This window comes from Streptomyces apocyni, from assembly GCF_009739465.1.
Taxonomy (GTDB): Bacteria; Actinomycetota; Actinomycetes; order Streptomycetales; family Streptomycetaceae; genus Streptomyces; species Streptomyces apocyni.
The window spans coordinates 307,595-325,698 of record NZ_WHOM01000067.1 but is presented as its reverse complement, the minus strand read 5'-3'; the positions used below and the strand labels follow the sequence as shown (position 1 = coordinate 325,698).

Below are 18,104 nucleotides of genomic sequence, written 5' to 3'. Positions count from 1 at the left end.
GGGATCAGGCCGTCAGGCCGAGGCGGGTCAGGAGGGTGCCGACTCGGGCGTTCTCGGTGGTGAGGAAGTGGGCGAAGGCGTCGCCGGAGAGGTAGGCGTCGGTCCAGCCGTTGGAGCGGAGGGCGTGGCGCCACTGCGGGGTGGCGCGTAGGCGGTCCAGGAGGGTGAGGAGGTCGGCGCGCTGGCGGGGGGTGAGGTCGGGTGGGGCCAGGAGGCCGCGCCAGTTGACTACCTCCAGGTCGTGGCCCGCCTCGCGCAGGGTGGGTGCGTCGATGCCGGGGACCCGGGCGGGGCCGGTCACCGCGAGGACCCGGAGCTGGCCCGCGGCGATGGCGTGCCGGTACTCGGCGGAGCCGGTGAGGGCGAAGTCCACTTTGCGGCTGAGGACCGCGGCGAGCAGTTCGCCGCCGCCGTCGTAGCGGCCGAAGCTGATGTCGGTGGGAGACAGGCCCACCGTCTCCGCGATCAGCACCAGCGCCTGGTGGTCAGGGCCACCGACGTGCGAGCCGACCCCGGCGCGCAGCCGGGCCGCATCGCCGCGCCAGGCCGCGACCAGCTCGTCGAAGGTGCGGTACGGGGAGCCGCGCGGCACGACCACGGCTTCTGGCTCCTCGATCAGGCGGACCAGCGGGGTCGCCTCGTCGACCGACCGCGACGCCTCGCCGGTCAGCGCGCTGCCGACCAGGCCGAGGCCCATCTGCATGAGCAGCCGGTCATTGCCGGACTCGTGGACCAGCCGGGTGAGCGCGGTGGTTCCGGCCGAGCCGGTGAGGTTGAAGACCTCCGCCTCGTCGGTGAGGCCCGACTCCTCCAGGGCGAGGGCGATCGTGCGGGCGGTGACGTCGTAGCCACCGCCCGCGGGAGTCGGCACCATGAGCCGAAGCGGTTCGTCCCGCTTCGGCTCCACGGTGCAGCCACCGAGCAGCGCCGCCAGCAGTGGCAGCAGCGACACCGTTGCGATGACTCTGCTTCTCATGGTCGGTGCCTCACGGTCGTGTCACGTTCGCGTCCACCTTCGCGCCCTGCTCGTCCGGGTCATCCTGACCCGCGCCATCGTCCTGGGGCAATGCCCGCCCGCGACGCCTCCGCCGAAGCTGGCCGAACACCGGCGCCAGCAGCGAGACCGCGGCCAGGGCCAGCAGCACCGCGGAGATCGGCTTGGTGACAAAGGTGCTGAGGTCTCCGGAGGAGATCAGCAGCGCCTGCCGCATGGACTTCTCCATCAGGCCGCCGAGGATCACGCCCAGGATGAGCGGCGCCGCGGGGAAGTCGTTGGCTCGCATCAGGAAGCCGAGCACCCCGAACCCGATCAGCAGCCACAGGTCGAACGTCGAGAAGGACTGCCCGTACACGCCGACCACGCAGAAGACCACGACCAGAGGGAGGAGAAGGGCCTGCGGGGTCTTGAGGACCTTGGCGAAGAGCGGGATGAGGGGGAGGTTGAGGATCAGGAGGACGACGTTGCCGATGTACATGCTGGCGACGACGCCCCAGAACATGTCCGGTTGCTCGGTCATGAGCAGCGGCCCCGGCTGTACGCCGAGGACCAGCAGGGCCCCAAGCAGTACGGCCGTGGTGCCGGAACCGGGCACACCCAGCGTCATCAGCGGCACGAAGGAGCCGACGGCCGCGGAGTTGTTGGCGGACTCGGGGGCCGCGACGCCCTTGATGTTGCCCTTGCCGAAGGTCTTGCCGTCCTTGGCCAGCCGCTTCTCAAGGGAGTACGAGAGGAACGAGGCGACGGTAGCGCCCGCGCCCGGCAGTACGCCGACGAAGAAGCCGAGCACGGAGCCGCGCCCGGTGGGCCCGCTGATCTCCTTGACCTCGCGCTTGTTCAGCCGCAGGGAGCTGATGGCCCCGGTCTGGGCGCCCTGGCCACGCCGGGTCAGCATGGCGAAGACCTCCGCGAGCGCGAACACGCCCAGCGCCACGATCAGGAACTCCACTCCCTCGTACAGCTCCTCGTGACCGAAGGTGAAGCGGAGCACCGAGGTCTGCGAGTCGATGCCGACCAGCGCGATCATCACGCCGACCGTGCCGGAGATCAGGCCCTTGGTGACGTTGCCGCCGGAGAGGGAGACCACCGCGGTCAGCCCGAGCACCATCAGGGCGAAGTACTCGGCCGGGCCGAAGCTGACCGTCAGCGACGAGAGCGAGGGGGCCACCAGCATCAGGCCGATGACGCCCACGGTGCCGCCGATGAAGGAGGCGATCGCGGCGATCGACAGGGCCTTGCCCGCCTGCCCCTTACGGGCCAGTGGGTAGCCGTCGAAGGAGGTGGCGACCGTGCCCGCCACACCGGGTGCGTTGAGCAGGATGGACGAGGTCGAGCCGCCGAAGATGGCGCCGTAGTAGACCCCGGACAGCATGATGATCGCCGAGACGGGGTCCATGGTGAAGGCGACCGGGATCATCAGCGAGATCGCGCTGATCGGGCCAAGGCCCGGCAGCATCCCGATCACGGTGCCGATCAGGACGCCCAGGAAGACGAAGAGCAGGTTCTGTGGCGACAGCGCGACACCGAAGCCGCCCATGAGGTGAGAGAAAGCGTCCATGACGGCTCCCAGTCAGAAGGGCAGAGAGTCAGCGGGGAGTTAGAAGGGCAGAAGGCCCATGGGGAGGGCTACTTCGAGCCCTTCGGACATGACGAAGTAGAGGCCGAGCGCCGTCCCGGCCCCGACCAAGGCGTTCACCGCGTGCCTGCGGTAGCCGAGGTGCCAGGCCAGGCCGGACACGAACAGCGCCGTGGACAGGACGAAGCCGAGCGGGACGAAGAGCGCGGCGTAGAGGCCGATCGCGGCGAGCAGCGCGGCGAGTTCGAGGCGGGTGTCGGAGAAGCGGCCGATGGGTGGGGCGGACTGCTGCCCCACGGGCCCGCCGCCAGGCGGCTCCGGCTTCGACACCAGCTCCGACACCGACACCGGCTCCGGTTTCGGTTTCGGCACCGGCCCCGACTCCTCCTTCGCCTTCGGCTTCTGGAAGAAGAGCGCCACACTGAGCACGAACAGCACCAGGCCAAGCACCCGAGGCAGCGAGCCTGGCTGGACCGGTGTCTCGACCGCGGTGAACTCCGGAATGCGGTACGCCTGCACGGTGTACGCCACGGCCAGGATGCCGAGCGCCACGGCCAACTTGCGTTGGGTGAACCGGAAGTGATGCATGTCCCGGCCCCGACTATTTCTTCAGTCCGACGCTGGTCAAAACCTCGGAGTATTCCTTGTTCTGCTCGTCGAGGAACGTGCCGAATTCCTTGCTTCCCATAAAGGCGTCGGTCCAGCCGAGCTTCTCGCTCGCCTTCTTCCAGGAGTCCTGCTTGACCATCTCGGCGTATGCCTTCTCGTAGTACGCGATCTGACTCTCGCTCAGGTCCTTGGGCGCCATCACCCCGCGCCAGATGTCGAAGGCGTAGTCCACCCCGGTCTCGGTGAGGCTGGGGGTCTCCGGCAGGATCGGGGACCGCTCCTTCGAGGACACCGCGAGCACCCGTAGGTCGCCGGAACGCACCAACGGCTGCACCTCGGACGCACCCGCGACCGCGGCGTCCGCGTGGCCGCCGAGCAGCGAGGTCAGGGCCTCGCCGCCACCGTCGAAGGGCACGTATTTGACCTTCGACGCGTCGGCGCCCGCCGCCTGTACGGCGCCCGCGAGGCCGACGTGGTCCAGGCTGCCCGGGCCCGAGCCGCCCGCCACGCTCACGTCCTTCGGGCTGGCCTTGAGCTTCTTCGCCAGGTCGCCGAAGGTCTTGTACGGCGAGTTCGCCTTCACCACGTAGGCCAGCGGTTCGCTGTTCAGCCGGGCGATGGGCGTGAAGTCCTCGTACGTCTGGCCGGACGCGCCGGCCAGCGGCACCAGCAGGATGGGCGGGCTGGTGACGAAGAGCTTGTGCGGGTCCTTCTGGTGCTTGGCGACGTACGACCAGCCGATCGCGCCACCGGCGCCGGGCTTGTTCACCACCCGCAGTGGGCGGTCGACCAGGTTCGACTCGTCGAGGACTCGGGCGGTGGTCCTCGCCAGGGTGTCCCAGCCGCCGCCGGTCCCGGCGGGGGCGACGTACTCGATGGGCTTGGTCGGCTTCCAGTCACCGCCGGAGGCCGCGTCCTGCTGTCCGCCACCGCCGCAGGCGGCGAGGAGCACGGCGGCGGAACCGACGGCGACGGCCGCTCTTACCGCCCTGGGGCCTGAACGGGACATGTTTCCTCCAGCTGCTGCGTACGTCGGGGGGTGGGGCGTAATGCAAGCAGCGGGAGAAGCAGCCGGAAAGGGCTCCGGGTGTTGTGCAGCTATTGGCGATAACGAAAGTTGTGGACATAGTGTTCACGGCCGGAACGCGCCGGTGAGCGGCACAATGTCGACCGCGCGCAATGCGACAGGCAGGCCGAGACGAAGGGGACGAGATGCGGCGAATATCCCGCATACCCCTGGTATCCCGAATATCCTGCATCCCCCGGGTGCCCCGGATGCTCCGGGTACCCCGGATTCTCGCGCCCCGGCTGTCCCTCGCCGGTCAGTTCCTCGCCTTGCAACTGGCCCTGATCGTGGTGGTGCTCGGCGTCATCGCGGCCGTGTCGGTGGCCCAGTCCAACGCGGAGTTCCGCCGAGCCGAGGGCCGTCGGCTGCTGAGCGTCGCCGAGACCGTCGCCTCCACCGACGCCGTACGGGTCGGTCTGGCCGACACCGAGGAGCAGGGCATCCTGCAACCCACCGCGGAGAGCGCGCGCAGCGTCTCGGGGGCCTCGTACGTGATCATCACCGGCACCGACCGGCAGGTACTCACCGACATCGACCCGCGACGGATCGGGAAGCCGCTCTCCGTGGGCCCCAGTGGCGTGCTCTCCGGCCGGTCCTGGGTGGGCAGCGCCGAGCCAGCAGGACGGGACGCGGTGGAGGCGCATGTACCGGTGTTCGGGGAGCGAGGCCGGTTGCTCGGGGCCGTGGTCGCCGGGCGTTCCTACCCTGATCTCGGGGCGCGGATCGCCACCGCCGCGCCGTATCTGCTGGTCTACCTGGGCATCGCCAGCGCGCTGGGCGCCGCGGGCTCGGTGCTGCTCTCGCGGCGGATCAAACGACAGACGCTGGGCCTGGAGCCGCAGGAGATCACCGCCCTGGTGGAGCACCGCGAGGCGATGCTGCACGGCATCAAGGAGGGCGTGATCGGCCTGGACGGGCAGGGCAGGGTGACGCTCGCCAACGACACCGCCGTAGACCTGCTGCGGCTGCCGCCCGACGCGCCGGGGCGCACGCTCCGGGAGCTGGCCGTCGATCCCGCGCTGCACGATGTGCTCACCGGGCGGGTCGGGGGCGCTGACCAGGTCGTGATCGCCGGGGACCGGATGCTGACGGTCAACCGCATGCCGCTGGTCGCCAAGGCGGGGGCGAACGGCTCCGTGCCCCACAACTCCGTGACCCACGGCTCCGTGACCACGATGCGGGACCTCACCGAACTGGTCGCGCTCCGCAGCGAGTTGGACACCACTCGCAGCGCCACCAACACGCTGCGCGCCCAGGCGCACGAGTTCCACAACCAGCTCCATGTGATCGCGGGCCTGGTGGAGTTGGAGGAGTACCCGGAGGTCGCCCGCTATGTGCGCGGGATCTGCGGCACCCACACCCGGCGTACGGCCGAGGTGATCTCCAAGGTCACCGACCCCTCGCTGGCCGCGCTGCTGATCGCCAAGTCGAGCCTCGCCGCCGAGCAGGGTGCCACGCTGCGGCTCACCGGCAGCGGCGGGCTGGGTCCGGTGGACGACGACTCCCTCGCCTCCGACCTGGTGACCGTGGTCGGCAACCTGGTGGACAACGCGCTCGACGCGGTACGCAACACGGGACCCGGCAGTTGGGTCGAGGTGGAGCTGACCGAGCGGGAGCCGGAGATCGAGATCCGGGTACGGGACTCGGGCCCCGGCGTCGCCCCCGAGCTGACCGAGGAGATCTTCCGGCACGGCTTCACCACCAAGACGGCGGCCAGAGGCGGGCAGCGAGGGCTTGGCCTGGCCATCGTGCGGTTGGTGTGTACGCGGCGGGGCGGCTCGGTCGCGGCGGACGGGGCGGAGTTCCGGGCGATCCTGCCACGCGCGGCAGCATCAGAACGAGCGGCAGCTGACGGCAGACCTGAAGGCAAAGGCATACGAGGAAGCGAAGGAGTCCCCTCATGATCCGCGTACTCGTCGTCGACGACGACTTCATGGTCGCCCGGCTGCACAGCAAGCTGGTGGAGCGGGTCCCCGGATTCACCGTGGTCGGCGAGGCCCGCAGCGGCCGGGACGCCCTGACCGCGGTCCAGGAGCTCCGCCCCGACCTGATGCTGCTCGACATCTACCTGCCGGACATGAGCGGCCTGGACGTACTGCGCGAACTCCGCCGAGGCCAGACACCACCGGCCGAGGTCGACGTACTCGTGGTGACGGCCGCGCAGGACGCCGAGACCGTACGCGGGGCGCTGCGCGGGGGCGCCGTGCACTACATCATCAAGCCCTTCGAGGCTCCCGTACTGCGGGAACGCCTGGAGCACTACGCCCAGCGCCACCAGCAGCTCGCGACCATCGCCACGCCCGGCCAGGCCGACGTCGACCGCGTCTTCGGCACGCCCCCCAACGACGCACCCGCGCCGCCACCGGAGCCCACGCCCTCCTCCACGCCCGCCCCCGTCGCCACGATGCTGGGCCCCGCCACGCGCCTGCCCAAGGGCGTCACGGCGCAGACCGCCGAACTGGTGGCCAGCGCCCTCGCCTCCCACCCCGACGGCGTCTCCGCCTCCGAGTGCGCCGCGCACAGCGGCCTCTCCCGGGTCAGCGCCCGCCGCTACCTGGAGTTCTTCGTCTCCACCGGCCGGGCGGTCGTCACCCTGCGCTACGGCACCACGGGCCGCCCCGAACGCCGGTACCACCGGGGCTCAGGACTGCCGTGACGCCAGGGTGACCACGGTGATGTCCGAGGGCGCGCCCACACGCACCGGCGGGCCCCAGGTACCCGCGCCCCGGGTGACGTAGAGCTGGGTGTCGCCGTAGCGTTCGAGTCCGGCGAGGGTGGGGTTGGCGAGGTCGGCGATGAGGTTGCCGGGCCACATCTGGCCGCCGTGGGTGTGCCCGGACAGTTGCAGGTCCACTCCGTGCCGTACCGCGTCATGGATGGCGACGGGCTGGTGGGCGAGGAGTACGGAGGCGCGGGTGGTGTCGCGGTCGCCGAGTGCCTTGTCGTAGTCGGGGCCCTGGCCCTCGTTCTCGCCCGCGATGTCGTTGACGCCCGCGAGGTCGAAGGCGCCCAGCTCGACGCGGGCGTTCTCCAGTGGGCGCAGGCCGAGTTCGCGGACGTGGTCGACCCATTCCTCGGCGCCGGAGAAGTACTCGTGGTTGCCGGTGACGAAGTACGAGCCGTGCCGCGACCGCAGCTGGGCCAGCGGCTCGGCCGCCGGGCCGAGGTCCGCCACCGTGCCGTCCACCAGGTCGCCCACGACGGCGACCAGGTCGGGCTGCTGGGCGTTGATGGTGTCGACGATGCGCTGGGTGTGGGCGCGGCCCAGGACCGGGCCGATGTGGATGTCGCTGACCACCGCGATGCGGTATCCGTGGGCGCGGCGGCCCAGCTTGGCCAGGGGTACGGTCACGTTCTTGACGCTCGGTCCGCGCAGCACGCCGTACGTGCCGTAGCCGACGGTGCCGACGCCTGCGGCGAGGGCCGCGCCCGCGACCACCCGGGAGACGAACAGGCGGCGGGAGGGGTCGGCGAGGGTGGATGGGGCAGCGGGCGCGGGTTCGGGTGCGGGCTCCGATGCGGGTGCGGGCGCGGATGCGGGTGCGTTCTCGCCGCCGCGCGCCGCGACCGGCTGGGCCTCCCGTACCGGCGCGTCCTCCACGGCAGGCTCGGCCTCGGTCACGGCCTCGGCCCTCGCCGCGGCTCGCCGCTCCAGGAACCTCCGCAGCAACGGCCGTACGGCCTCGCCCACCAGCAGCGCCAGCAGTACGTACAGCGCGAGCGCCAGCCACAGGTAGCCGGGCCAGGCCAGCACCTGCTGGAGCCGGAACGGCAGCCCGGCCCGCCCGCCCACCAGCGCGCCGACCATCAGCAGCGGACCGGCCACGAACACCGCCGTACCGGCGCGGCGGCCCAGGCCCCCGGGTGCCGTGGTGTCGCGGACCAGCCTGCGCCAGACGTACCAGTGCAGGCCAGCCAGGACCGAGAGCACGGCAAGCGCGACGAGCACTCCCAGAACGATCACTTGAGTCACTCCCTATGACGTTCGGCGCAGCACTCTCAGCGATCGGAACCCAATGCCCCCGACCACCGTCCCCAAGACAAAGGACGTTACAGCGAGCAGCAGATGCACCCAGAAGTACCCCGTCGGATCACCGGCGTCGTCGAAGGCGAGGCCGCTCGCGTCCTTCCATAGATTCTTGACGAAAGTGACCCAGATGCCCCAGCTCCACACCCCGAAGGCGAGCAGGAACCAGGACAGGGAGCGGCTGAGCTTCATAGGGCCAGTATCGCTACTGTCCGTTCTGTGGAGCCGTCGGGGTGCGCCGGGGCTGGCTTCCTCTGCCACACCCTGTACGTTCTCGACCGTGCACGCCTTCAAGAAGATCGCCACCGTGGCCGCTTCTGCCAGTTTGCTGGCCATGTCCGTCGCCGTTCCCGCACTCGCGGACGAGAAGCCGGACAAGGACCAGGACGACAAGAAGCCGAAACCACCGGCCACCATGTCGACGGTCGGCGGTACCCGGCTGGGTCAGCCCGGCACCCAGGTGGACCTGGGGGGCGGCGAGGCTCCGGTGCTGCCGAAGAAGGAGAAGCTGACAGCACGCTCCTGGATCGTCGCGGACGCCCAGTCGGGCGAGGTGCTCGCCGCGCACAACGCGCACTGGCGGCTGGCTCCGGCGAGCACCATGAAGATGCTTCTCGCGGACACCCTGCTGCCGAAGTTCCCCAAGACCCGGGAGCACAAGGTCGACCCGTCGGACCTGGAGGGCATGGGGTCGGGCAGCAGCCTGGTCGGTATCAAGGAGAACCAGACGTACACCGCGCATGACCTGTGGCTGGGGGCCTTCCTGCGCTCCGGCAACGACGCCGTACACGTCCTGTGCGCCATGAACGGCGGCAAGGAGAAGACCGTACGGGACATGAACAAGCGCGCCCAGGAGCTCCAGGCGCTCGACACCCATGTGGTCAACCCGGACGGTTACGACGCCAAGGGCCAGGTCTCCAGCGCGTACGACCTCACCCTGATCGCCCGCTCCGGGATGCAGAAGAAGGACTTCCGCGAGTACGCCGCCACGGCGACCGCCAAGTTCCCCGGTGTGGAGAAGAAGGGCGGCAAGAAGGGCAAGCCCTTCGAGATCCAGAACACCAACCGGCTGCTGACGGGCGCGAGCGGAGTGACGCCGTACCCGGGCATCGCGGGCATCAAGAACGGCTCCACCACGCACGCCGGTACGACGTTCACGGGCGTCGCCGAACGGGACGGCACGGTGCTCCTGGTCACCGTGATGAACCCGGACTCGGAGGAAAGCGGCGCCGTCTACAAGGAGACGGCGCGGCTGCTTGACTGGGGCTTCGCCGCGTCCGGGAAGGTCACGCCGGTGGGCGAGCTGGTCCCGCCGCAGAACGTGGACACCAAGCAGTCGGACGCCGCCCCGGCACCCGGCCACGACAACGGCCAGGGCAAGGGCAAGGGCGGCGAGCAGGACGAGAAGGACTCGACGGCGGTCGCGGCGACCGGGCAGGGGGGCTCCGGCGGTCTGGGGATCGCGCTCGCGGTCGTCGGCGGGGTGCTCGCGCTGGTCGGGGCCGGGATGTTCCTGGTCAACCGCCGTTGGCCGGTGCCTGCTTTGGCCCGTCGCCGTCGCGGGCTCCGCCTCCGCCTTCGCCGCTGACGTCTGCCTCCGCTTCCGTCTCCGCCTCCGTTTCCTCTCCCTCTCCCTCTTCCTCTTCCGGTTCCTCTTCCGGATTCGTCGCCGTCCACGCGGCGCAGAAGAGCAGCACCTTCGCCATGAAGTTGATCCACAGCAGCAGCGCGATGGGCACCCCGAACGCCCCGTACATCGACTTCGCCGCGACGCCCTTCATATAGCCGCCGAGCAGCGCCTTGAGGAGCTCGAAGCCGACCGCGCCGATCAGCGCGGCGACGACCAGGCGGCGGTGCGGCGGGTGCACGCCGGGCAGCAGGGTCAGCACGTAGAGCAGGATCAGGAAGGCCGCGAGTACGGCGAACCCGAGTACGGCGACCACCAGCAGCCAGCCGACCGGCCCCTCGTCGTCGAGCCCGACCTCCCGTACGAACCAGAACACCGCGGTGTTGCCGATCGCCGACGCGGCGAGCGAGACGAGCCCGGTGAGACCGAGACCGAACAGCACACCCGCGTCCTTGAGCTTGCGCACGAATACGTTCTCGTCCGTGTCCTCCAAGCCCCAGACGGCGCGCAGCGACTCCCGCATCGAGCCGACCCAGCTGATACCGGTGACCAGCAGCAGCAAGGCCGCGACCAGGCCCACCGTCGCGGCGTTCTGCACCAGCGCCTCGATGTCGAGCTGCTCGGAGATGCCCGGCACCTGCTCGGTCAGCTTGTCCTGAAGCTCCTGTTGCTGCTGGGTACTGAGGGTCGCGGCGGCGATGGCGGCGGCGACGGTGAGCAGCGGAAAGAGGGCGACGAAGCTGGTGAAGGTCATCGCGGCGGCCAGCCGCGTCCAGTGGGCGCGGTCCAAGGTCTCGTACGAGCGCCACGCGTGAGTGGTCATCAGCCACGAGACGATCGGCCCGATCACGGGGAGCTTCTTCAGCCAGTCCATGCGCCCAGAATCCCAGCCAGCACAGTCCTGACCACGCGCCGAAGCCCACGTCGGCGCGTCGCGGCACGCCGTACGTCAGTCGGCGGCGCCGCCGCCTTCGGGCGCCTCGCCCGGTAGTTGCTCGGCAACGTAAGTGCCGCGCCCCTGCACCGTCCACACGACCCCGTCGTCGACAAGCACCGCGATCGCCCGTCGCACCGTCGACCGAGCAAGGCCGTACTCCTGCACCAACCGGGTCTCTGACGCGATCGGACGACCCGGCGCCCAATCCCCACGGGCGATGCGGGCGCGCAGGATCTCGGCGAGCTGTCGGTATGGGGTCACCGGGCCGACGTGATCGATCTCGGCGTTCGGATCTGCGGTCATGATCTCGACGTTACGCGGATGACCACAGATCGACCCTTTGAGATACGTATCGACTCGTCTCGACTCAGGGCGAGACAGGGCGATACAAGTTGCCTTACGCTGCGAAACGAGAAGACCCCCGCGACGCGGCGAACGTCCGGGGGCGTGGCCAACAGCCGTAGCCATAGAGGAGCTGTCAGCAATGCGCATTATCCATGCCCTAATCCTGTGGGCGAGCCTGGAGTTCGGCCTGCGGGGGCACGGCCGACACCGCACCCGCCCCGCCGCACTCCCCGCGCCCTCGCGCCCCGCTCCCGCCGCACCCCGACAACACGCAGCCCGCGCCCGCTCCCCGTACGGACTGGACACACCACTCAACGGCGAGGACACCGCACTGGTCCGCCCGTACCTCGCGGCATACGAGGAGCGGCAAGAACGTGCCAGGCGGCGCCGCCGACGCCTCGCCCTCGTACTCGCAGCCGACTTCGGCATCGACCTCGACGACCACCTGATCGGCACGGAGGCAGCGGCGTGAGCGACGAGGCCTACGTCGCGCTGCTCGACCACGCCGCCGCATGCACCGCGTGCCGCACCGCCCCGGACCTGTGCCCGCACGGCCAGCGCCTCGCGAACGCACTACGGAGCCCTTCGGCGATCTGCTGCCGCTGCGACCGGACCATCAAGCCGGACGAGCCGTACGAGCGCCACATCCACGACCGGGGGACGGGCGCACCCCTGGTCAACTACAGCCACCGCGACGGGTGTACCACCCCGGCACCGGCATCACACCCGAAGCGGGGCCGGTAAGCGGGGCCGGTCCTGGGGCGAGGTCAGCCGACTTCCTTCTCGATCGCCTCGAAGATGTACGCGTCGGTCTCCCGCTGATGGGGACTGTTTGGCCCCCGGTGTGGGATTCGGAAGCAACCGGCCGCTACCAGGTAAGAGGTGGGATGGAGCCGGCCGGATTCGAACCGGCGTCCTCCCACATGCGGTGAAGGCGCGACAACCGCTGCGCTACGAGCCCCATCCCGCTCGTGATCATACGAGCCACCCGCACCCTGCCGCTCTCGAATATTCGAAGGCGACGACAGATCACTCAGGGTGTCCGCGTCACGGAAGTTGAGCCAGAACCCAAGTTCAGGCGCCCCGACACAACTTCCCCTACCGTCACGGTCTCCACCGTACGAGGGAGACGCAAAGCGCTGGCCGCCGCACACGACCTCTCCCAGCTGCGATTCCGCCGCACCACCGACCCGGACAGCAACATCACGGTGTGACGCCCCGCCTCCTGCGACGGCGGCGGTGGCACGTAGCATCTGGTGCGTTTGCTCTGGCTTGGCAAGGTCACAAGGGGGAAGTCATGGCTGGCGGCGGGCGGAACCGCCTCAGCGTGGTCGGCGGATTGCTGGCGGGCGCGGTCTTCGCAATTGGTATCGGACTGGCTCCGGCACCTACCGGTCGCCGGAGAAACTGCCGGCCCTGCCCGGGTGGGAGGGCGTGAAGCCGGACACCTTCTGCGGGGTGAAGGGCCTCCAGCTCCCCGCCACATACCGCAAGGACCTGGAGCGTGTCGGCGGCGAGGGCGGGGCGACGGCCCGCACCTGCGCGTCGGGCCGTGACGGCCGCCCGAAGGATACGGATGTCGACGATCGTCGACCCGACTCAGACTTCGTCCGTGTCCTGCTGCCAGCCTACGTCGAGGCGGAGTTCGAACGCATCGGCTGCGGCCCGGGGAAGGCGAAACTCCCGGCTCCCTGAACTCCCTGAACTCCCTGACGAAGCCTCGCTCACCAGCACTCCCTCTGTCGCGTTCCCGAAAGTAGACAAAGTCATGACGCAGTCGCCGCTTCCCCCGCCCAATCAGCCGCCACCCGGTGGCTTCGGCCCCCCGCAGGACCCCCCGCCCGGAGGATTCGGCAACCCTCAAGGCCCCGGGCCCGGTTACGGCTACCCCCAGATGCCGCCGCCCACCCAGTCGCCGCAGCCGCCCGCCCTGCCCCCATCGCAGCAGCCGACGGATGCCGGGGACCAGCCTGTTTACGGTGCCCTGGCGCAACCGCCGCACTACGGGGCATACCAGCAGCAGCCCACCATGCCGATGCAGCCGCCAGGACCGGGACCGGGACCGGCGGGCCCCGGTGGGGGTAGCGGTGGCAAGAGGTTCAACTCAGCGACGACGGTCGTCATCGCCGCGGTGGTGGCGGTGGCCCTGGTCGTCGGCGGCGGCGTGCTGTACGCATCGAAGTCCGGTGACGACCAGGGCAAGACGGATGAGGCCAAGAGTTCGGCGGGCAAGGACGGCGGCAAGGAGGACACCGAGGGCGGCGGTACCGGCGGCAAAGAGGAGGCACCCTCCAACACCAGCGCCAAGGTGCTCCTCCGGGAGGTGACGCCCGAGATCCCCGAGGACATTCTCTGGGACGCCAGGGGCGCCTGGCTCACCGGCGACGTCTACGCCAAGAGCAACGACAAGGGGGTCGCCGGTTATGACCTGGCCACCGGCGAGGAGAAGTGGATCATCGAGCTCCCGGGCCCGGTGTGCGCGGCGAGTCGCCACGTCAACGAGGACGACCTGACGGCGATCGTCCACCAGAACAAGTGGCCGAAGAAGGAGAGCGATTACGCGGACGCGGACACGTTGTGCACCGAGGTCACGGCCATCGACCTCGCGGCGGGCAAGGAGCTGTGGACCCACACGGTCTCCGGCGGCACCAAGAAGGTGGAGTTCGAGGAGATCACCGTCAGCGGGAACATCGCCGCGGCGGGAGGCACGGGCGGCGGTGCGGCGTACGACATCTCCACCGGAAAGAACCTCTGGAAGCCGAAGGTCACGGACAGCTGCGCGGACGCCGGGTACGGCGGCGGCGCGCAGCTCATCGCGATCCGCAAGTGCGGTGAGTACGAGGATACGAGGATCGAGGTCCAGCTCCTCAAGAAGGACGGCAGGCCCGAGTGGAGCTACCGGCTGCCGGCCGGACTCGAGTACGCCTCGGTCGTCTCCACCGATCCGGTCGCCGTCGCCGTGGAGGACCCGCGCGCGGCCATCGGCGAGGCCAGTCCCGTGGACGTCTTTTCCTTCGACGACGAGGGCGAGCTGCTCACCAAGCTGAGCTTGATGGATGACCTGTACGAGTTCCACTGTGAGGGGGCGATCAGCGTGGAGCGCTGCGTAGCCATGACCGTCGGCAACGGCAAGCTCTATGTCGCGACCACCCAGCACTCCGGCAACAGTGAGTCCGGCCAGACCAACGAAATCGTCGGCTTCGACCTGAAGACCGGCAAGCTCTCGGGTCCCAAGGCCGACGCGGGTGAGCGAGGCAAGATCTACCCCCTGCAGATGGACGGGAGCAACGTCATAGCGTACCGGACCCCGTCCTACGAGAAGGGCGGACAGGTCGTGTCCCTCGACTCCCGGACGATGAAGGAGACGCTCCTGCTGGAGAACCCGGCAGAGGGCTCCGTACGCCAGGCGGAGACCAGCTTCAACTTCCCGGACGAGGGGACCGAGTTCCGCTACGGGAACGGACGGCTGTTCATCTCAGACGACCGGATGAGCGACACGGAGACTCTGCCCGGCCGCGAGGACTATCTGGCGATCGGCTTCGCCGTCGACTGACGCCGACTGACAGCCGGCCGCGGGGACCCGCCCCTGACAGAACGCGCCGCCGCGAATGATGACGACCCGTTCCCAGGTCTGGAAGAGCGGATGGCCGGGCGTAGCGTTGAGCAGTTGGTGGCCGAACTCAAAGCGGCCAAGCCGGTAGAGAAGGAGCAGTTCTGCCGCAGGCCCGCGCCATGCGACTGATGTCGAACGGTTCAACTTGCCTGATCCAGCTGCCGCTTGCCGTAGCTGTGGCTCTCGTCCCGGAGGCCTGCTTCATCTCGCGGTAGCGCTGGCGCCGTCCTCGGTCCTGGACCCACGCCGACATCCCCCAGACCTTCCTCGCCCTCAACTGCGCACATCTGCTGGCGGCGCCTCAGAAAGCAGTGCTGAATCTGAGCCCTCAGCCCGAACCGGCGACCAGTGCCTCGCCGAGCGGGGTGCGGCAGTAGAGCACCGACCGTCCGGACCGGGCGCGGACGAGCAGCCCCGCGCCTCGCAGGATGGCGAGGTGGTCTCCTACCGCGCCGGGTGCCATGGCGAGGCTTCGGGCGAGGTGGCTCGTACTGGCCGGGGCGTCCAGAGCTACCAGCAGCCGGGCTCGGGCCCGGCCGACCAGAGCGGTCAGCGCGTCCGGTCGGGGGATGGTCTCCTGTTCTCCCCACAGGGCGGCGGTGCCGCGGGCACGGTAGATCAGGGTTCTGGGCCAGGGGTCTTCCAGGTGGGCGGCGATGTTCCCGACGAAGACCGAAGGGATCAGCAAGAGCCCGTCCCCGGCGAGGCGGACTGTTCCGACTTGGGGGAAGTGGCCGACCTCGATGCCGCCGGCTTGCCAGGCGATGCTCGGGTGCAGGCTCTCGATCGTCGTGGCCCAGCCGTGTTCGCCGATCACCCCCACCTGGTGCACGACATCGCGCTCACAGATCGCGCGCAGTTGCGGCCAGTCCGTGGCGAGCAGCTCGTGCCACGCCTGGTCCATCGCCGCGGCGATCCTGGAGACGGCGTCCGGCGAGTCCAGCACCGCGCGTACGCGGGGATCACGGGCGGACGGACCGGTGGCGGTGGCGGCGGTGGCGAATTCGTGGCGGGCCGCTTCCCGTGGTGTGGCCCTGATCACGGCCAGGTCGTCCGCCCAGGTCTGGTTGAGGCCGCGCGGGGGCGGGGCGATGAAGTTCGGTCCGCCTTGCGGGATCTGCAGAGCGAGGGCGGCGTTCAAGTCGGTCTCGCGGCGCAGCCGTTCAAAGGCCGGCAGGAGCCGGGTGGCCCAGGCTCGCGGCAGCGGCCGGTCCTGGCCGGCGAGCGAGCGCAGCAGGAAGCAGAGGTCCATCGCGGGCGACAGTGCGAAGCGGCTGCGCAGCAGGTCCTCGACGGAGACTTCGAAGCGCAGCACCCTGCCAGGCTACCGCGGGACGTCTGTTCCGATTCGTCCAGCGACGAATCATTGGTGAGTGGCGTGGGCGCACGTCGAGGCTGGGCGCCATGACCCCGACCGCCGGACCCGCGCAGGGCAGCCACCGTGCCACCTACCGGGAGGTGTTGGCCGAGCCGCGTTTCCGGCTGCTCTTCTCGACCCGCATCGTCGCGATCACCGCGGGCTCGCTGCGGATCACCACGTTCTCGGTGCTGGTCTTCGCGGCCACCGGCTCCGCGCTGTTGAGCGCCGTGGCCTTCGGCATCGGCTTTCTCCCGCAGTTGTTCGGCTCGCTGCTGCTGGGCTCACTGGCTGACCGACTGCCGCCCCGCGCGCTCATCACTGGCGGCTACGCGTTGGAGTGCGCCGCCGCCCTGCTGCTCGCCCTGGTGCGGATGCCGATCGCGGCAAGCCTGGGTGTGGTGGCGCTGGTCGCCCTCGCCACACCGGTGTTCGGCGGCGCGTCGAGCCGTCTGGTCGCGCAGTGGCTGGAGGGCGACGCCTATGTGCTGGGCCGTTCACTGAACAACATCGCTGCCTCTGGCGCGCAGTTGTTCGGTCTGGCGCTGGGAGGTGCGGTCGTCGCGGTACTCGGCCCGCGCCGGGCGCTCGCGCTGAGCGCCGCGCTCTACCTCGGCTGCGCGCTCGCTGTCCGCATCCGGCTGCCCCGGCTGCAGCTGGGAGAGTTCGGCGGCATTCCCGGCAGCGCTCGGGGCGATGGCGGGGCCGTCCGGGCAAGCCTGCACGGTGCAGGTCTGCTGCTGCGCGGGCGCACGGTGCGACGACTGATGCTGGCCCAGTGGCTACCGCCCGCGTTCGTAGCGGGCGCGGAAGGCCTGATCGTCGCCTACGCGGGAGGACGCCACTTCGCGCCCGGCTGGTACGCGGTGCTGATGGGCTGCCTGCCGGTCGGCATGCTGGTCGGTGACCTGCTGGTCGGTCGGCTGCTACGGCCGCCCACCCGGGAGCGACTGGTCGTCCCGTTGATTGCGCTGATGGGACTGCCGCTGGTCGGCTTCGCTGCCGAACCCGGAGTGGGCGTCTCGTCCTGTCTGCTGCTGCTCTGCGGCTTCGGATTCGCCTACGGTCTCGGCCTGCAACGGCCGTTCCTGGACGCCCTGCCACAGCATGGCCAGGGCCAGGCCTTCGGCCTGCTCGGCTCCGGCAGCATGACGCTACAGGGCGTCGGGCCAGTCTGCTTCGGCTCGGTGGCCGCAGGCATCGGAACAGGCCGCGCCATCGCCCTGGCAGGCTGCGCGGCGGCGCTCACCGCCAGCTGGATTCTCACCTGGCACCCGCCCACACATCCCGGTCCCCGGTCCCCGTCCCGAACTACCCAACGGGATCTTGAGACCACGAACAACCCATGGAAGGTTCATGCCGCATGACCGATAAATTCGCGAAGGACAACCTGCACGGGAGACTGCGGCGGGACCGCGAGGCGCTGCTCTGGAAACTCGACGGCTTGTCCGAATACGACGCCCGCCGACCTTTGACAGCGACCGGGACCAACCTCCTCGGCCTGGTCAAACACGTGGCCACCGTCGAGGCCAGGTACTTCGGCGAGGTCTTCGACCGCCCCTCCCCGGAACCGCTGCCCCGGTGGCAGGACTCCGACGGCAGCGACCAGTGGGCGGCCGAGGACGAGACCCGCGATCAGATCATCGGGTTCTACCGGCGTACGTGGGAACACTCGGACGCGACGATCAATGAGCTTCCCCTCGACGCCCCCGGCCACGTGCCGTGGTGGCCGGAGCCTTATCCCAACACGAACCTGTTCGCCATCATGGTCCACGTCCTCGGCGAGTCCATCCGGCACGCCGGGCACGCCGACATCCTGCGCGAGGGCCTCGACGGCCGGACCGGGCTGCGCGCCGAACACGAGCAGCAGATCGATGAGGAAGCCCGTGCCGCCTACCGCGCGAAGATCGAGCGGGCCGCCAGGACGGCCGCATCCATAAAGGCTTAGTC

General features: G+C 69.9%; 18 protein-coding genes and 1 tRNA gene. 9 read left to right on the top strand and 10 right to left on the bottom strand.

Going from position 1 to position 18,104, the window contains the following annotated elements; genetic code table 11:
• Window positions 1–4 precede the first annotated feature (4 nt).
• From GCN81_RS23550 to GCN81_RS23535, 4 genes are read right to left on the bottom strand one after another with little or no spacing between them, the layout of a single operon-like run.
• The gene (locus GCN81_RS23550) at window positions 5–976 is read right to left on the bottom strand and encodes a tripartite tricarboxylate transporter substrate binding protein (RefSeq protein ID WP_156723150.1); all 972 of its coding nucleotides are present in this window, start codon (window positions 974–976) and stop codon (window positions 5–7) included.
• Between the two features lie 10 nt (window positions 977–986).
• Entirely contained in the window at window positions 987–2,555 is a 1,569-nt protein-coding gene (locus GCN81_RS23545) for a tripartite tricarboxylate transporter permease (protein ID WP_156723148.1), read from the bottom strand.
• Window positions 2,556–2,594: 39 nt separating this feature from the next.
• Window positions 2,595–3,161: a tripartite tricarboxylate transporter TctB family protein gene (locus GCN81_RS23540; protein ID WP_156723146.1), complete on the bottom strand. Its 567-nt coding sequence runs from the start codon at window positions 3,159–3,161 to the stop codon at window positions 2,595–2,597.
• A 13-nt stretch (window positions 3,162–3,174) separates the two neighbouring features.
• A complete protein-coding gene (locus GCN81_RS23535; RefSeq protein WP_156723144.1) occupies window positions 3,175–4,191 on the bottom strand; it encodes a tripartite tricarboxylate transporter substrate binding protein in 1,017 nt (338 codons plus the stop codon).
• Window positions 4,192–4,457: 266 nt separating this feature from the next.
• Here GCN81_RS23535 and GCN81_RS23530 point away from each other — a divergent pair, with 266 nt between their 5' ends.
• Together GCN81_RS23530 and GCN81_RS23525 are read left to right on the top strand one after the other, a co-directional pair.
• Window positions 4,458–6,152, top strand: coding sequence for an ATP-binding protein (locus tag GCN81_RS23530; RefSeq protein ID WP_156723142.1), 1,695 nt, complete (start codon window positions 4,458–4,460; stop codon window positions 6,150–6,152).
• Window positions 6,149–6,904, top strand: coding sequence for a response regulator (locus tag GCN81_RS23525; RefSeq protein ID WP_156723140.1), 756 nt, complete (start codon window positions 6,149–6,151; stop codon window positions 6,902–6,904). Before GCN81_RS23530 ends, GCN81_RS23525 begins: the two co-directional genes overlap by 4 nt.
• Here GCN81_RS23525 and GCN81_RS23520 read toward each other — a convergent pair.
• Together GCN81_RS23520 and GCN81_RS32540 are read right to left on the bottom strand one after the other, a co-directional pair.
• Window positions 6,890–8,212, bottom strand: coding sequence for a metallophosphoesterase (locus GCN81_RS23520; protein ID WP_156723138.1), 1,323 nt, complete (start codon window positions 8,210–8,212; stop codon window positions 6,890–6,892). The two genes, GCN81_RS23525 and GCN81_RS23520, sit on opposite strands and share 15 nt — an antisense overlap.
• A 12-nt stretch (window positions 8,213–8,224) precedes the next feature.
• Window positions 8,225–8,467 carry an SCO4848 family membrane protein gene (locus GCN81_RS32540; protein WP_231626484.1) on the bottom strand — a complete coding sequence of 81 codons (243 nt, stop codon included), beginning with the start codon at window positions 8,465–8,467 and terminating at the stop codon, window positions 8,225–8,227.
• A gap of 88 nt (window positions 8,468–8,555) precedes the next feature.
• On the opposite strand from GCN81_RS32540, the gene GCN81_RS23515 reads away from it, so the two are divergent.
• Entirely contained in the window at window positions 8,556–9,863 is a 1,308-nt protein-coding gene (locus tag GCN81_RS23515) for a D-alanyl-D-alanine carboxypeptidase family protein (protein ID WP_231626480.1), read from the top strand.
• On the opposite strand, the gene GCN81_RS23510 is transcribed toward GCN81_RS23515, so the two are convergent.
• Window positions 9,793–10,776 (bottom strand): YihY/virulence factor BrkB family protein, encoded by a 984-nt coding sequence (locus GCN81_RS23510; RefSeq protein WP_156723135.1) that lies wholly within the window; start codon window positions 10,774–10,776, stop codon window positions 9,793–9,795. The two genes, GCN81_RS23515 and GCN81_RS23510, sit on opposite strands and share 71 nt — an antisense overlap.
• 75 nt (window positions 10,777–10,851) lie before the next feature.
• Window positions 10,852–11,142, bottom strand: coding sequence for a GntR family transcriptional regulator (locus tag GCN81_RS23505; RefSeq protein ID WP_156723133.1), 291 nt, complete (start codon window positions 11,140–11,142; stop codon window positions 10,852–10,854).
• 181 nt (window positions 11,143–11,323) lie between these two features.
• On the opposite strand from GCN81_RS23505, the gene GCN81_RS23500 reads away from it, so the two are divergent.
• Together GCN81_RS23500 and GCN81_RS23495 are read left to right on the top strand one after the other, a co-directional pair.
• The gene (locus GCN81_RS23500; RefSeq protein WP_156723131.1) at window positions 11,324–11,656 is read left to right on the top strand and encodes a hypothetical protein; all 333 of its coding nucleotides are present in this window, start codon (window positions 11,324–11,326) and stop codon (window positions 11,654–11,656) included.
• On the top strand, window positions 11,653–11,928 hold the full coding sequence (locus tag GCN81_RS23495) for a hypothetical protein (RefSeq protein ID WP_156723129.1): 276 nt from the start codon (window positions 11,653–11,655) through the stop codon (window positions 11,926–11,928). Before GCN81_RS23500 ends, GCN81_RS23495 begins: the two co-directional genes overlap by 4 nt.
• A gap of 144 nt (window positions 11,929–12,072) precedes the next feature.
• Here the strand turns inward: GCN81_RS23495 and GCN81_RS23490 are convergent.
• A tRNA-Ala gene (locus GCN81_RS23490) sits at window positions 12,073–12,146 on the bottom strand.
• Window positions 12,147–12,618: 472 nt separating this feature from the next.
• On the opposite strand from GCN81_RS23490, the gene GCN81_RS31995 reads away from it, so the two are divergent.
• Window positions 12,619–12,879 carry a hypothetical protein gene (locus tag GCN81_RS31995; protein ID WP_197287524.1) on the top strand — a complete coding sequence of 87 codons (261 nt, stop codon included), beginning with the start codon at window positions 12,619–12,621 and terminating at the stop codon, window positions 12,877–12,879.
• A 334-nt stretch (window positions 12,880–13,213) separates the two neighbouring features.
• Window positions 13,214–14,737: an outer membrane protein assembly factor BamB family protein gene (locus tag GCN81_RS23485; protein ID WP_197287523.1), complete on the top strand. Its 1,524-nt coding sequence runs from the start codon at window positions 13,214–13,216 to the stop codon at window positions 14,735–14,737.
• Window positions 14,738–15,125: 388 nt separating this feature from the next.
• Here the strand turns inward: GCN81_RS23485 and GCN81_RS23480 are convergent, their stop codons facing one another.
• Complete coding sequence (locus GCN81_RS23480; RefSeq protein WP_156723126.1) at window positions 15,126–16,112, bottom strand: ArsR/SmtB family transcription factor; 987 nt, start codon at window positions 16,110–16,112, stop codon at window positions 15,126–15,128.
• An 89-nt stretch (window positions 16,113–16,201) separates the two neighbouring features.
• Between GCN81_RS23480 and GCN81_RS23475 the strand changes: the two genes are divergently transcribed.
• Together GCN81_RS23475 and GCN81_RS23470 are read left to right on the top strand one after the other, a co-directional pair.
• Window positions 16,202–17,521 carry an MFS transporter gene (locus tag GCN81_RS23475; protein ID WP_156723124.1) on the top strand — a complete coding sequence of 440 codons (1,320 nt, stop codon included), beginning with the start codon at window positions 16,202–16,204 and terminating at the stop codon, window positions 17,519–17,521.
• Window positions 17,518–18,102 carry a DinB family protein gene (locus tag GCN81_RS23470; RefSeq protein WP_156723122.1) on the top strand — a complete coding sequence of 195 codons (585 nt, stop codon included), beginning with the start codon at window positions 17,518–17,520 and terminating at the stop codon, window positions 18,100–18,102. Before GCN81_RS23475 ends, GCN81_RS23470 begins: the two co-directional genes overlap by 4 nt.
• The last annotated feature ends 2 nt before the right edge of the window (window positions 18,103–18,104 follow it).